This is a genomic window from Rhodococcus sp. HM1 (assembly GCF_023218075.1).
Classification (GTDB): Bacteria; Actinomycetota; Actinomycetes; order Mycobacteriales; family Mycobacteriaceae; genus Rhodococcus.
The window spans coordinates 1-14,147 of the sequence record NZ_JALPTB010000075.1; the positions used below are offsets into that span (position 1 = coordinate 1).

13 protein-coding genes are annotated in these 14,147 nt (G+C 64.6%); 7 read left to right on the forward strand and 6 right to left on the reverse strand.

Translation table 11 applies throughout. The annotated features are described in order from the left end of the window. Positions 1–159: 159 nt before the first annotated feature. The gene (locus M1M07_RS27230; RefSeq protein ID WP_248676179.1) at positions 160–561 is read right to left on the reverse strand and encodes a cupin domain-containing protein; all 402 of its coding nucleotides are present in this window, start codon (positions 559–561) and stop codon (positions 160–162) included. Positions 562–593: 32 nt separating this feature from the next. After that, positions 594–1,766: an acyl-CoA dehydrogenase family protein gene (locus tag M1M07_RS27235; protein WP_248676180.1), complete on the reverse strand. Its 1,173-nt coding sequence runs from the start codon at positions 1,764–1,766 to the stop codon at positions 594–596. Between the two features lie 255 nt (positions 1,767–2,021). Here M1M07_RS27235 and M1M07_RS27240 point away from each other — a divergent pair, with 255 nt between their 5' ends. The 3 genes from M1M07_RS27240 (at position 2,022) to M1M07_RS27250 (ending at position 4,362) form a co-directional block, all read left to right on the forward strand. Continuing rightward, positions 2,022–2,363 (forward strand): DUF485 domain-containing protein, encoded by a 342-nt coding sequence (locus M1M07_RS27240; RefSeq protein WP_248676181.1) that lies wholly within the window; start codon positions 2,022–2,024, stop codon positions 2,361–2,363. Continuing rightward, on the forward strand, positions 2,356–3,939 hold the full coding sequence (locus M1M07_RS27245) for a cation acetate symporter (RefSeq protein ID WP_138998846.1): 1,584 nt from the start codon (positions 2,356–2,358) through the stop codon (positions 3,937–3,939). Before M1M07_RS27240 ends, M1M07_RS27245 begins: the two co-directional genes overlap by 8 nt. Positions 3,940–4,044: 105 nt before the next feature. Then, entirely contained in the window at positions 4,045–4,362 is a 318-nt protein-coding gene (locus M1M07_RS27250; RefSeq protein WP_138998847.1) for an EthD family reductase, read from the forward strand. 16 nt (positions 4,363–4,378) lie between these two features. On the opposite strand, the gene M1M07_RS27255 is transcribed toward M1M07_RS27250, so the two are convergent. Next, a complete protein-coding gene (locus M1M07_RS27255) occupies positions 4,379–5,242 on the reverse strand; it encodes an acyl-CoA thioesterase II (protein ID WP_138998848.1) in 864 nt (287 codons plus the stop codon). 181 nt (positions 5,243–5,423) lie between these two features. On the opposite strand from M1M07_RS27255, the gene M1M07_RS27260 reads away from it, so the two are divergent. Genes M1M07_RS27260 through M1M07_RS27275 form a run of 4 tightly spaced genes read left to right on the forward strand, consistent with a single transcriptional unit; the run spans position 5,424 to position 10,346 of the window. Further along, entirely contained in the window at positions 5,424–7,217 is a 1,794-nt protein-coding gene (locus M1M07_RS27260; RefSeq protein ID WP_138998849.1) for an acetyl-CoA carboxylase biotin carboxylase subunit, read from the forward strand. Position 7,218: 1 nt separating this feature from the next. Next, positions 7,219–7,971: an SDR family NAD(P)-dependent oxidoreductase gene (locus M1M07_RS27265; RefSeq protein WP_138998850.1), complete on the forward strand. Its 753-nt coding sequence runs from the start codon at positions 7,219–7,221 to the stop codon at positions 7,969–7,971. A gap of 45 nt (positions 7,972–8,016) precedes the next feature. Then, positions 8,017–9,582 carry an acyl-CoA carboxylase subunit beta gene (locus M1M07_RS27270; RefSeq protein WP_248676182.1) on the forward strand — a complete coding sequence of 522 codons (1,566 nt, stop codon included), beginning with the start codon at positions 8,017–8,019 and terminating at the stop codon, positions 9,580–9,582. Next, on the forward strand, positions 9,579–10,346 hold the full coding sequence (locus tag M1M07_RS27275; protein WP_248676183.1) for an SDR family NAD(P)-dependent oxidoreductase: 768 nt from the start codon (positions 9,579–9,581) through the stop codon (positions 10,344–10,346). The genes M1M07_RS27270 and M1M07_RS27275 overlap by 4 nt, the downstream gene beginning before the upstream one ends. A 174-nt stretch (positions 10,347–10,520) precedes the next feature. Here M1M07_RS27275 and M1M07_RS27280 read toward each other — a convergent pair whose 3' ends face one another. The 3 genes from M1M07_RS27280 to M1M07_RS27290 form a co-directional block, all read right to left on the reverse strand. Further along, entirely contained in the window at positions 10,521–11,132 is a 612-nt protein-coding gene (locus M1M07_RS27280) for a TetR/AcrR family transcriptional regulator (RefSeq protein WP_248676184.1), read from the reverse strand. A 118-nt stretch (positions 11,133–11,250) separates the two neighbouring features. Beyond that, entirely contained in the window at positions 11,251–12,783 is a 1,533-nt protein-coding gene (locus M1M07_RS27285) for a class I adenylate-forming enzyme family protein (protein ID WP_248676185.1), read from the reverse strand. Positions 12,784–12,933: 150 nt separating this feature from the next. Further along, complete coding sequence (locus M1M07_RS27290; RefSeq protein WP_248676186.1) at positions 12,934–14,004, reverse strand: alkene reductase; 1,071 nt, start codon at positions 14,002–14,004, stop codon at positions 12,934–12,936. Positions 14,005–14,147 lie beyond the last annotated feature (143 nt).

Consider the following 14,147-nt stretch of genomic DNA (forward strand, 5'->3'; position numbering starts at 1 on the left):
ACTCAAGCTGTCCTTGCCTTGGCTCGCCGACGTGTGAACGTGTTGTGGGCGATGCTCCGCGACGAGGCGGTCTACCAGCCCGCGTCTACCGTCGCGGCGGCTTGACAACTTCATTGAGATTCCTCCTGGGCTTTCTCCCCTCGCGAGCGGACCCGTACGTCACTCGAGGGTGGAACCGGCGTTCGGGCCTTCGAGGAACTTGTTCGGGGTCAGGAAGAAGCACAGCACCAGCGCACCGTTCGGCGCGGACGCACGATGCTGATTGCCCTGCGGGCGCCACGAGAAGTTGCCCACCGTGGTCTCGCCTTCCTCGTCGACAATGCTGCCCTCGAGCACCCACGTCTGTTCGATGCGCACGTGCTCGTGCAGGGGCAGCGTCGATCCCGGCTGCCAACGGAACAGTGCCGTGAGGAGTCCGGATTCCTCGTCCTTGAGCAGCACCTTGATGTCGATGCCCTCGTAACCGGACGGGCGCCAGGGCAGGGCCTCGACGTCGACGTACCGCGACGCGAGCGGCGGCAGAGCGTTCAGCGCATCGGCGAACGGGGTGATCGCAGTCATGGGGATTCTCTCTTCTCGGTGGTGGTAACGGTTCAGAACGAACGCGGGAGGCCGAGGTGCTTCTCGCCGATGTGGTTGCGCAGCATCTCGTTGGTCAGGGGGGCGAACGTGTAGAGGCGTGCGTCGCGGAACAACCGTTCCATGGGGTATTCCTTGCTGAATCCGGATCCGCCCATCAGTCGCATGCCCGCGTCGGTGATGTCGACAGCGGCGTCGGATGCAGCGACCTTCGCCATGGCGCTGAGGATGTCTGCGCGGGCACCTGTTGCCGTGGCGTCGGCCGCTTGGAGCATCAATGCCCTGGCAGCTTCGACCTGAATTGCTCCGTCGACCAGTCGGTGTTGACCGACCTGGAAGCTTCCGACCGGTCGGCCGAACACCTGACGCTGACGTCCGTAGTCGACCGCCGCTTCGAGAGCCCCCCGCGCGATGCCGAGTGCGGCGGCCGCAGCGTTGAGTCGTTCGCCGTTCAAGGTACCCAGGACCTGCCGGAAGCCTCGATCCACCTCACCGAGCACGGCTGTGTCGTCGAGCTTCACGCCCTCGAAGGTGACCTCGCAGGTGTCGAGGCTGTGGATGGCGAACGTGTCGAGTTCACGCACGGTGATTCCGGGAGTATCTGTCGGGACCAGGAACATCGTGATGCCGTCGATCGGTGACCGTTCGGACACGGAGGTTCGTGCGAGCACGATGAGATTGGCGGCATGTTGCGGTCCCGAGATCCACGTCTTCGCGCCGTCGAGGATCCAACCACCTTCGTCGGTCCTTCTCGCTCGCGTACGCATCACTCGGGCCACGTCGGTGCCCCCATCGGGTTCGGTGAGCGCGAAGGACACGCGTTCCCTTCCGTCGAGTAGGGGCGCCAGAACGGTGGTGCGATGCCGCTCGGTCCCGTACTCGGTCAGAAGACCGACGCCCATGTACTGGACGACGAGGCACACCGCCATCGAGGTCGGGCCGGCAGCGAGCTCCTCGAGGACGATGATCTGGTTGTGAGGATCGGCTCCGGTGGTGCCGTCGACCTGGGCATCAAGGCCGATCAGTCCTGCTTCGCCAAGGGCGCGGTACAGCTCCAGATCGAACGCGTTGGCTTCGTCGAGCTCGCGTACTCGCTCCGGCGGGGCGTAGCGATCGATGATGTCACGCACCATCTCACGCAGATCCGCTTGTTCAGTGGTGTCGGGCAGGGCGCCGATTTCGGTCATGAGGCTCCTCGACTGCGATCGGCCCGGTCCGCAACGGCGAGCTGGGCCTCGACCTCACCATACAAACAAACGAACGTTTTTCCAAGAACTCAGAGGCTCCTAGACAAACAAACACACGTTCGTTTACTCTTGTGATGCCGATTACATCCTCGCCCCGACCGGCGAGCAGCGATCACCACTACCAGGTCCGCATTCAGCCCACACGTCGGTACGGATGCGTGAACCATCTCCACCCTGCATGAGAGGCAAACAGCCATGTCCACCAACGAGACACCCGTCGACTGGAGTCGACTCTGGGGCGCCCCGGCGATGCTGCGCCTTCGACGCGATCGCCGCAGCTTCTTCACGATCGCCTGGATCATCTTTGCGGCAGCCTTCGGCACACTCGTCGGAATGGCTGCCTTCGCCCCGGAGGTCGTTGCGCAGCGGCCGATCCCCGGGCTGAGTGTCGGTCTGATCCTGTCGGGTGTCTATGTGGGCACGGTCATGAGCCTCGGCGTGTGGTATGTGCGACGAGCCCGCCACTGGGACGCACTCGCGGCAGCTGCGCTGCGCACCCCGGACACCATCGAGTTCGAGGCGGCCCGAAATGTCTGATGGGTTCAACACCACCGCCGTCATCGTCAGCGTCCTGCTGCTGGCGACGACATTCGTGGCAACCTACTTCGCCTCCCGCCGCACTCGTACGTCCGCGGAGTTCTGGACAGCCGGCGGTGCCATGACCGGGCGCAAGAACGGCACCGCCATCGCAGGCGACTTCCTGTCGTCCGCGTCGCTGCTCGGATACGCCGGCTTGGCCTATCTCTACGGCATGGACGGGATCGTCTACGCGATCTTCGCCTGCGGCATCTTCCTGATGGTGATGTTCCTGATTGCCGAGAAACTCCGTAACCTGGGTCGATTCACCTTCGCGGACGCCCTCGCCACCAGATTGCGATCCGGACCGGTCCGTGTGGTGTCTGCAATCTCCACTTTGTTCATCTGCATCTTCTACCTGCTGGCGCAGATGGTCGCCGGCGGCGTCCTCATGGAAGCGCTGGCCGGTATCGACTTCTCGTGGGGTGTCGTCATTGCCGCGGTGCTGATGCTGACCTACGTCCTGTTCGGCGGCATGCTCGCCACTACATGGCTCCAGATCATCAAGGCGGTCGCTTTGATGGCCGTCGTAGCTCTCCTGGTCATCCTGGTACTCATCCGGATCGACCCGAACCCACTGAACATTGTCGAGCAGGCGATCACCCAGAGCACCTTCGGCGACAACTACCTCGCAACCGGCAATTCGTTCGAGGGTTCGTGGAACATCGTGTCGATGGCCGTCGCCGTCACACTGTCCGCGGTGGGTCTGCCGCACGTCCTGATGCGGTTCTTCACCGTCCCCGACGCTGTCGAGGCCCGCAAGTCCGCAATCTGGGCAATCAGCCTGATCGGCGGCTTCAACGTCTTGATCGCCTTCCTGGGAATCTCGGCGCGAGCCGCACTCGGAACCGGGGGCGAGGAGATCGCGGGTAAGGGCGGCAACCTCGCACTGCCTGCGTTGACCGTCTGGCTCGGCGGCGACGGCTTCACGGGGGACTTGTTGCTCGCGCTGGTGGTCGCGGTATCGATCGCGACCTTGCTTGCCGTGTCGGCCGGCCTCGTACTCAGTGCTTCCTCCGCCGTGGCGCACGACCTGTGGTCACAGACCTTCCATCGCCCTGAACGTGAGGAGATCACCGTCGGCCGGATCGCGGCAGTCTCGCTGGTCATCATCACTGTCGGGGTCACGCTTGCCATCGGTGGCACACAAAATGTGACCTTTTTGGCCACCCTGGCTACGTCCACCGCGGCCAGCGCGAACTTCCCCGTCCTGATCATGACGCTGCTGTGGCGACGGATGCGTACTCTCGGCGCGGTAATCGGTGCGCTGTCCGGATTGGTCACGTCACTCGCTCTGATCCTCACCGGGCCGCTCGTCTGGCCGAGCCTTGCCCCACTGCTGTCCGATTCGTTGTCGACGACCGCGCCGTTCCCGTTGGCCTTCCCGATTCTGCTGTCGGTGCCCGCCGGATTCCTCGGATGCATCGTGGGCAGTTACCTCAGCCGCGAGAAGCCCGACGACGCAGCGTTCGACGAATTGCAGGTGCGCGCGCTCACCGGCGCCGGACTCGATACCACCAAGACTCTCGCGCATTGATTCAGGTGATCCGGGGCAGTGTCCCGGATTCCCCGTGGACACCGCCCCGGATCACCTGCCCGCATTGCCCGACGACAGATCAATCGGTTTGACGAAGGAGACATCATGTCCGTCAAGGTAGTTGCTCTTATCAAGGCCCTTCCGACCGTGAGCCGCGAGGAATTTCTCCACCACTGGCAGGTCGAGCATCCGAAACTAGTGTGGCAGCTTCCCGCGCTTGAACGCTACGTGCAGAACCCGGCGATCGAGCACCGTAAGGGGTGGCCGTTCGACGGGATGGCCGAGTTGCACTTCCCGTCGGTCGCTGCGGTGGCACACGCGTTCGCGACGCCGGAGGCCGACGTGCTGCGGGAACACGAGGAGGCGTTCATCGGTGAGCTGACCTGGTTCCTCGCCGACGAAACGAACGTCACGCAACCCTGACATTCGACGACCAGGATCAGGGTTCGCGAAGCAGGCCCTCCTGAGTTGCCGACGCGATCCGGTGACCGGCCTCGGTGGTGTAGGTGCATTCACAGAGCGCGCGGCCGCTGGTGGCAATCGGACTGCTCTGGCGGCACAAGAGCCAGTTGTTGAGCGACGGCGGCCGATGAAACCACATCGCATGATCGAGACTGGCACCGGAGATCACCCGATTTCCGTACCAGGACCGCCCATGGGGCATGAGGGACGGATCGAGAAGAGTCAGGTCCGAGACGTATGCCAGGAGGGCCGCATGCAACAGCGGCTCGTCCGGCACCGTCCCTGCCGCCCGAACCCAGTACGCCTGCTGCGGATCCCGAACCCCGCCCGCTGCCAGTGCCTCCGGGTGCTCGACGAATCGGATGTCGAAAGGATGCGGCGCTGCCCACCAGGAGGGCAGAGAGTCCAGCTCCAACCGCAGGCGCTCGCCGAGCGGGGGCAGCGCCTGCGGCGCCGGAATCCGGCCGGCCTCGAAGCACTGGTGGTCGAGCCCGGTCTGGGGAAGTGCGAACGACAACTGAACAGTGGCCAGAACTGCACCGCCCTGCAGCGCCGAAACCGCGCGGGCGCTGAACGAGCGGCCGTCCCGCAGCTCGACGACCTCGTACGTCACTGGAACAGTCGAGTCACCGCCACGCAGAAAGAGCGCATGCAACGAGTGCAGGTGCCGGCCGGACGCCACCGTGCGGCCGGCGGCCATGACGGTCTGAGCGAGGACGTATCCGCCGAACAACCGTGGCAACGCACGTTCCGTGGGCGGTCCGAGAAACGTGCCGTCGGGAAGCCGGGCCACGTCGAGTGCGTGCACCAGCGATTCGAGTTGGGGGGCGGATCCTGTCACCGGATGTGTCCTCCTCGTCAGCCCGCGGCCATCGATCCGCGGATGTGCGTTGACCTGTCTCACAACGGACTGTACCGTAAAGACAAACGTACGCTCGTTTGTTTCTGACGTAGGGTGCCGATCCCGATCCTCGGTGAATGCACTGTCAGAGCAGGCTTTTCGAACTACAAGGAGTCCGGGCATGCTGTCCAAGGTCCTCATCGCCAATCGCGGCGAAATCGCGACCCGCATCATCCGAACGTGCGCTGAGGTAGGGATCCCCAGCGTCGCGGTGTACTCGGAGGCGGACGCGAAGGCGCTGCACGTCCGTCTCGCAGACGAGGCAGTTCTCCTCGGTGGCGCCGCGGCCTCCGATTCCTACCTGGCCATCGACAAGATCATCGAGGCCGCGAAATCCACCGGCGCACAGGCCGTGCACCCCGGATACGGATTTCTCGCGGAGAATGCGGAGTTCGCGAAAGCAGTCGAGGACGCCGGTCTGGTATTCATCGGACCGCCGTCGGCAGCGATCGACGTCATGGGCTCGAAGATCGCTGCCCGCGAGGTCGCCGCGCAGGCGCAGGTTCCGCAGGTCCCCGGCTCGCAGGGCACGATCGCCTCGGCTGACGACGTCATCGAGTTCGGCGACAAGCACGGTTATCCCGTCGCGATCAAGGCCACCTACGGCGGCGGCGGCCGCGGCATGCGGATGGTCGCCTCTGCCGCCGACGCCGAGTCCGCCTTCGCCTCCGCCAAACAGGAATCCGCCGCCGCATTCGGACGAGACGACGTCTACCTCGAGCGCTACCTGTCCTCCGCACGCCATGTCGAGGTCCAGGTGTTCGCGGACAAGCACGGCAACGCGGTGTGGATCGGCGACCGCGACTGCTCGGTCCAGCGACGCCACCAGAAGCTGATCGAGGAAGCGCCGGCTCCCGGCCTGTCCGACGAGCTGCGCCGCGCCATGGGTGAGGCGTCGGTCCGGTTGGCGAAGGCGGTCGGGTACGTCGGCGCGGGAACTGTGGAGTTCCTGGTCGAGGCCGATCGGGAACGTTTCTACTTCCTCGAGATGAATACCCGCATCCAGGTCGAGCACCCGGTCACCGAAATGACCCTCGGTCTCGATCTGGTTGCCGAGCAGCTCGCCGTCGCGGCGGGCGAACCGCTGTCGATCACCGAGTCCGGTGCTCCCCCGCGCGGTCACGCGATCGAGGTACGTGTCAACGCCGAGGACACCCGTGGGGCCCTGTTCATGCCCAGCCCCGGTCCGATCTCCACCGTCACGGCCCCGACGCGGGCGGGTGTCCGCTGGGACGGCGGCTACGAGTCCGGCGACGAGGTCCAGCCCTATTACGACAGCCTCGTCGGCAAGCTGATCGTATGGGCCCCGACCCGTGACCGGGCACTGGACCGTCTGGCGCTCGCACTGGACGAGCTCGTCATCGATGGCGTGCCCACCACGGTGCCCGCCGCACGCGCGATCATCATGCACAAGGATTTCCGAAACGTCGCGATGCACACCAACTGGCTCGAACGCGACATCGACTTCGCATCGCTGCTCGCGCCGCTCGAGGCGCCCGCCGACCCCGAGGACGACGTCGACGAGGTCCTTCCCCGCAACGAGGTATGGGTCGGGGACCGCCGCTACGTGATCCCGTTCTTCACCCCGGCCGGCCCTGCCGCGGCCACAGCCGCAGTCGAGCCTGCAGCCCCGCGCCGTGTCGCGGGGGGCGGGCCACGCAAGAAGCGCGGCGGTAGCGGCGCCGCGGCCAGTGGGGAGATCAAGAGCCCCATGCAGGGCACCGTCGCCCAGATCGACGTCGAGGTCGGCGCCACCGTCGAGGCCGGACAGGTGCTCATGGTGCTCGAGGCGATGAAGATGCAGAACCCGATCCGCGCCGCGATCACCGGCGTGGTCGAATCGCTCGCGGTCAACGTCGGCGATGTCGTGCCGTCCGGGGCTGCACTGGCGACCGTCGTCATGGCAGGTGAGTGACATGACCACATCGCACGGATCACCGGTTGCCGTCGTCACCGGTGCGGGCGGGGGCCTGGGCGCGGTGACCGCGAAGACACTGGGCGCCGATTTGGGGTTGGCCGTCGCATGCGTGGACATCGACGAGGCGGGCGCCACGCGCACCGCAGAAGAACTGCGCTCCGCCGGAATCGAGGCAGCGGCATTTGCGGTCGATATCACCTCGGAATCGGCCGCCGCCTCACTCGTCGAGGCCGTGCACGCCGAGCTCGGTTCCGTCTCGCACCTGATCAACATCGCCGGAATTCTTCGGCGAACGCACCTCGCGGACACCGACGCCGCTTCCTGGCGGCAAGTCATGGACGTCAACGTCACCGCGCCGTTCCTGCTCACGCAAGCGTTCGCGGACGATCTGCGAAACGCCGAGTACGGCCGAGTCGTCAACTGCGCATCGTTCGCTGGCACCCGCGGGTACGAGTACCCCGCCTACGCCGCATCCAAGGCGGCGCTGATCAACCTGACCAGCTCGCTGCTGTTCGACTTCTGGGACACAGCGGTGACCGTCAACGCCGTCGCCCCTGGAGCGATGGACACCCCGATGCTCGACCGTGCGGCCGCCGACCGCATGGCCGCCAAGACCCCCACCGGACGCATCCTCGACCCCGAGGATGTCGCGGCGGTGATCGGTTTCCTTGCCGGTCCCGCTTCCCGCGGAGTCAACGGAACCACCACGGTGATCGACGGAGGCGCCTCCCTGCTGTTCAGTTACAAGTAGCTCACCTCGACTCACCCTCATCACGACCATTTTTGGAGTACTCCGATGACTGACACCTTGGACGACACCCAGACCTCGACCACCCTGAGCCCCCATGACGAGCTGGAGGCACGGCTGGCCGCCGCCCGGCTCGGCGGCTCGGAGAAGCAGCGTCAGAAGCAGATCGAGGCGGGCAAGATGCTCGTCCGCGACCGACTCGAACTGCTCTTCGACAACAGTTGGAGCTTCGAGGACGGGCTGCTCGCCCGTTACGACGAGGGACTGCCCGGAGACGCGGTCGTCACCGCCGTCGGCAAGGTCGATGGGCGCGATGTGATCGTCATTGCGAACGACTACACCGTCAAAGCCGGCACCTGGGGTAAGCGGACCTTCGAGAAGATCACGCGCGCACAGGAACTCGCCGACTCCACCGGCACCCCGCTCGTGTACTTGTTCGACTCCGCCGGCGCACGCATCGACGAGCAGTTCGAGAGCTTCGTCGGGCGCCGCGCCTGGGGCAACATCTTCTACAACCAGGTTCAGATCTCCGGACGCGTCCCCCAGATCTGTGCACTGTTCGGCCCCTCCCCCGCTGGATCCGCGTACGTTCCCGCTCTGTGTGATCTGACCATCATGGTCCGCGGACACGCCACCGCCTACCTCGGTTCCCCCCGTCTGGCGCAGATGGTTACCGGTGAGGACGTCACCCTCGAGGAGATGGGCGGCGCCGAGATGCACTCCACCACGTCGGGTCTGTCCGACGTGCTCGTCGAGGACGACGAGGAGGCGATCTCCGCGATCCGCGTCTGGCTGTCGTTCCTGCCGTCGAACTGGGAGCAGGAGCCTCCGGTCACCGCACCGGCCGAACCGTCCGGGGTCCGCACGATCAAGGAAATTGTTCCCGAGGTCGAATCCGAGATCTTCGACATCCACGAACTCATCGATTCGCTCGTCGATGACGCCAGCTTCTTCCCCTACAAGCACCTGTTCGCACCGGAACTTGTGACCGGGTTCGCGCGACTGAACGGTCAGAGCGTCGGAATCGTGGCGAACCAACCGACCGTGAAGGGCGGGGTCATCTTCCCCGACTCCTCCGACAAGGCGGCGCGGTTCATCTGGATCTGCAACGCCTTCAACATCCCGATCCTGTTCCTGGTCGACATCGCCGGTTACATGATCGGTTCCGAGGTCGAACGCCAGGGCATCATCCGGCACGGCGCAAAGATGATCTTCGCGGTCTCCGAGGCACGCGTTCCGCGTATTACGGTACTGCTGCGCAAGGCCTACGGCGGTGGTTACCTTGCCATGTCCGGCGCGCCGATGCAGCCCGACGCGCTGATCGCGCTGCCGACCGCCAAGCCTGCCCTGATGGGCCCGGATGCCGCCGTCAACGGCATCCACTACAACCGCATCCAGGCGATCGAGGATCCCGAGGAGCGCGCCGCGTTCATCGCCGAGAAGCAGGCCGAGTATGCCGCGGGCATCGACGTGTTCAAGATTGCGAACGAGAACGCGGTCGAGGCTGTGGTTCCCGCTCACGAGCTGCGCAACGAGCTGACCCACCGTCTCGCTCTGTACCGCAAGCGCGACCGCACGGCCCCGGCCCGACGCAACGGGGTCACGCCGGTATGACCGCTCCGGCTCCGCGTGGCGAGCAACTCTGCGGCGTCATCACCGGCGCCGCCAGCGGAATCGGCCGTGCCTGCGTCGATCTGTTCCTCGCTCGCGGCGCTCGGATCGACGCCTGGGATCGCAGTGCCGACGCGCTCAAATCGCTCGAATCCCTCGGTGCGGGTGCCGGTGCCGCAATCGCCACACGTGTCGTCGATGTCACCGACCCGGAGTCGGTCACGAGCGCATCTCATGCCGTCCATGAGCAGTGGGGTCGGGTCGATTTCGTCGTCAATTGTGCCGGGGCGTTTCTCGTGGGGCCTCTTTCGGAGGTGCCTGCGGACTCGGTCCGCGGGCTCTTCGATGTGAACGTCCTGGGTACTACGTTGGTCACGCAGGCCCTGCTACCTGGGCTGACTGCGAGTCGAGGCTCGATTGTCAACGTGGCGAGCGCTGTCGCTCTCAAAGCGACACCGAGTAATTCGCACTATGCGGCGTCCAAGGCTGCAGTGGCTCACCTGACCCGATGCTGGGCGCTCGAGCTCGGGCCCCAGGGCGTTCGAGTCAACTGTGTGGCACCGGGCCCGACCGCGACGCCGATCTACCGGGCGGCCGGCATGACGGTGGAGCAGGAGGACGCTTTGCTGCGCGAACGTGCGTCCACCATTCCGCTGCGCCGGATCGGAGATCCAGTCGACACGGCCAGGTGGATAACTACTCTCGCGTTGGAAGACAACTGGACCACCGGGGCGGTCGTGCCGATCGATGGCGGTATGTCACTCTGACACCCCACTGGCAGCAAACGGTGCCCACACTCGACCGAGTGTGGGCACCGTTTGCAATCTGGAGAAATGGGGACTCGGCATCGGTCACCCCGTCGTCGGTACGGCGCTGGGCGCACGCAGAGCGATGCCGGTGGATCGCTTTACCGCTCTCCACCGGCATCAGGGCCGAGCTGTTCAGCTGTTCTCGTCGACCCCCAGCTGCCGTAGTGCCATCGTGATGTAGGTATTGGCGACCTTGTCCAGGGACTTCGGCCCGCCGGGCTTGTACCAGGACGACACGTGAGCTCCCTGAGCGAGCACCGAGTAGGTCTGCAACTTCGCGTCGAGAATCTTGGCACCGGTCTCTTTGGCGACATTCTTGACCAGCGACTGGAGTAGCTTCTCGTACTCTTCCCGCTTCTCGAGCACCTCGTCGAGATCCTCCTCGCTCAAGGCGCGCAGCTCGGAATTGCCGATGAACACTTCGCGGGCGTGTTCGGCGTGATACCGGATGTGGCAGTCGACAGCCGCCTTGAACTGGTTGACCGCACCCCGGTCCGCATCCTCGATCGCCCGGTGGACGGCCTCGAGCAGTTCATCCATGACCGACACCATGATGTCTCGGAGCAACTCTTCCTTGCCACTGATGTGGTTGTAGAGGCTGCCTACCTGAATACCCACCTCGCTGGCCACCGCACGCAGAGAGGTCGCCTCATAGCCATGCGCGTAGAACAGTTTGGCTGCGGCCTCCCGAATGGCCGTGCTGGTGCGGATACCACCGCGCGTCGCCCGAGTTGCCCGCGTCACTGTTCCTCCGAAGGTCGAGCTGGACCTCAGGGGTCCAACTGAGTGAGTCCACAAACTACCGTACGTTAGCTGGATTGTATGTTGCCGGCGACCGATCCGGTCGACCGCGGCACGCCGATCACCAGCCCATTGCGCTGCGGATGTGCGTCTTGACGATCTTGCCGCTCGGGTTGATCGGAAGGGCGTCCGGCCCCACCAGCGCGATCAACTTGGGCACCTTGTAGCCGGCGAGGTGCTCACGCAAAAAGCCCGTGATCTCGGGTTCGGTGACGGTCTTGCCCGGCCGGACAGCGATCACTGCTCGAACTTCCTCGTCCCATTCGTCGCTGGGCACGCCAATGACGGCAGCTTCCATCACCGCCGGGTGTGTGTGGAGCAGTTGCTCGATCTCGGAACTGTAGACGTTCTCGCCACCGGTCTTGATCATGTCTTTTGCGCGATCTCGGAAGAACAGGTATCCCTGCTCGTCCCGGACCGCGAGGTCGCCCGTGCGCAGCCAGCCATCTCGCAACACTTCCGCAGTAGCCTCCGGTCGCCCAAAGTAACCCGTCATGAGGTTGGGGCCGCGCACGCAGATTTCCCCGATCTCGCCCGGGTCCGACGGCTTGTCCTCGAACAGGTCGCGCAACTCGACCTGTGTCAGCAGGTATTCGGTGCCGATCGATCCGTCGATCTCGGGGCGGAGCATGTCCTGAGGCAGCAATCGACTGACCATCGGGCCGGCTTCGGTCAACCCGTACCGGAAGAACAGGTCGACGTCCGGGATGAGTTCGGACACCGCGAGCTTGTCCGGCATGCGCAGCAGACCGGCCCCACTGTGGAGCGCTTTGAAGTTGCGACGGAATCCGTCGGAGTCGAACGCTCCGGCCTTGAGCATTCTCCGAATCATGTTCGGAACCAAGAACATATTGGTAATCGACTCACGCTCGACAAGGTCGGCGATCTCGTCCTCGACGAACCTGTGTGCCAATACGGAACTGTTGCCGGTCACATAATGCGGCAGGAACCAGCACAGCAGCGCAGCCGAGTGAAACAGGGGGGTGACGATGAGCCCTCGGTCGTTGGGGCGGGCACCGATGCGGCAGTCGGCGATTTCGTTGATCGCGTTGGTGAGGATGGCTGTGTGAGACAGCACCACCCCCTTGGAGAACCCGGTGGTTCCACCCGTGAACAGGATGCAGGCGGCATCGGAGGCAGACACGGAAACGTTCGGACGGCCGTCGCCCTCGGTGGCAACGACCCTCTCGAACTCGTCGCCTTCGTGCACGACGGTGATCGGTTCCTTCAAGTCCCGACCGGACTGCGCTTCCGCGATCGCCGCATCGAACCCGTCGCCGACCAGCACCACGGTGGCCCCGGTTTCGTTGATACCGTGGGCCAGCTCCTCGGTCGCCCAGCGCCAGTTGTAGGGCACATATGCCGCTCCGGCAGCCGTGATACCGAGGAAGGTCTCGATGCTGAAGACTGTGTTGCCGGCGAGAACACCGACTGTGTCACCGGGCGCGACACCGAGTCGTCGCAGGCCTGCGGCAATGCGCCACGCACGGTCGGCGAGTTCACCATGCGTGAGTCGGCGACTTCCGTCGAAGATTGCTTCGCGGTGAGGTACCAACCGCTCGTTACGGCGGATGGCGTCGACAAGAGTGAGCATGGTTCTCCTTATTACGCGCACAAGAAAGTGTGTTCCCCAACACTACGACAAACGTACGTACGTTCGCTAGTGGGAATTGGCGATGGGGTACAACCTCGAGGTGTGGGCGCCCCGAGCGGCCTGAGCACTCGGGGACGACCCAGAACCGGATCAGACTGCGGGAGCCTCGGGATAGTCGATGTAGCCCTTGTCTCCGCCGGAGTAGAACGTGTCGAGGTCGGGCTCGGCCAACTCGATGCCCTCGCGCAACCGTCGCACGAGATCGGGGTTGGAAATGTAGTACCGCCCGAACGCGATCAGATCGGCGCCGCGGTCCAACCAACGATCCGCAGCGGCCTTGTCGACGAAGCGCGCGCTGCCGACCGTCGCGGGGTTGACGATAAGCGGACCGGTCCACGCCTTCCGGATGTCGTCGTTGATCGCGTCGGAGGCGGTCTCGAGAATGTGCAGATACGCCAGACCCAAGGGATTGAGTGCCTCGATCACCGTGCCGTAGAGACCAGCGGGGTCACTCTCGTTCATGTCGTGGAATTTGCCGCCGGGCGAGAACCGGATACCGACACGATCGGCGCCGATGGCATCACTGACCGCCGTGGCGACTTCGACCGCGAAGCGTGCACGGTTGCCGTGTGAACCGCCGTACTGGTCAGTGCGCTGATTACTGTTGTCCGAAAGGAACTGCTGAATCAGGTAGCCATTGGCGCCGTGAATTTCGACTCCGTCGAAGCCGGCGGCGATGGCCCGCTCAGCCGCATCGACGAAGACTTCGACCTGTTCCTGGATCTGCGCGACGCTCATCTCCACCGGGGTCACGAACGCCAGACGGCCACCGGAGTTGAAGATGGTGCCCTGTGCCGCGATTGCGGAGGCGCCGACCGGCTGCATGCCGTTGATCTCGGGGTGACCGATTCGGCCGCCGTGCATCAATTGAGCGAAGATCCGCCCACCTGCCTCGTGGACGGCCTGAGTGATGGGTCTCCACGCGGATTCCTGCTCGTCGTTGTAGAGACCCGGGATATTCGGTTCCGACTGGCCCTGCTTCGAAGGCGAGATTCCTTCGCTGACAATGAGGCCGGCAGTTGCGCGCTGCGCGTAGTAGCGCGCCGCGCTCACCGAGGGCACGCCTGTCGCACTGGCGCGCACGCGGGTCATGGGTGCCATGACCACCCGGTTCGGTAACTCGATCGAGCCGAGCTTGTAGGTATCGAAAAGAGAGTTCATGCGTTCTCCTCGTATGGCGACGGGCGACTGGGAATGGAAACGACGTTTGCACTCGACAGTCGAAGCGCCCGGACACTGCATCCGACTCGAATTCCTGTGTGTGCAAACCGTTTCCTACCACGGTTCTCGTTTCGGCGGAGTTG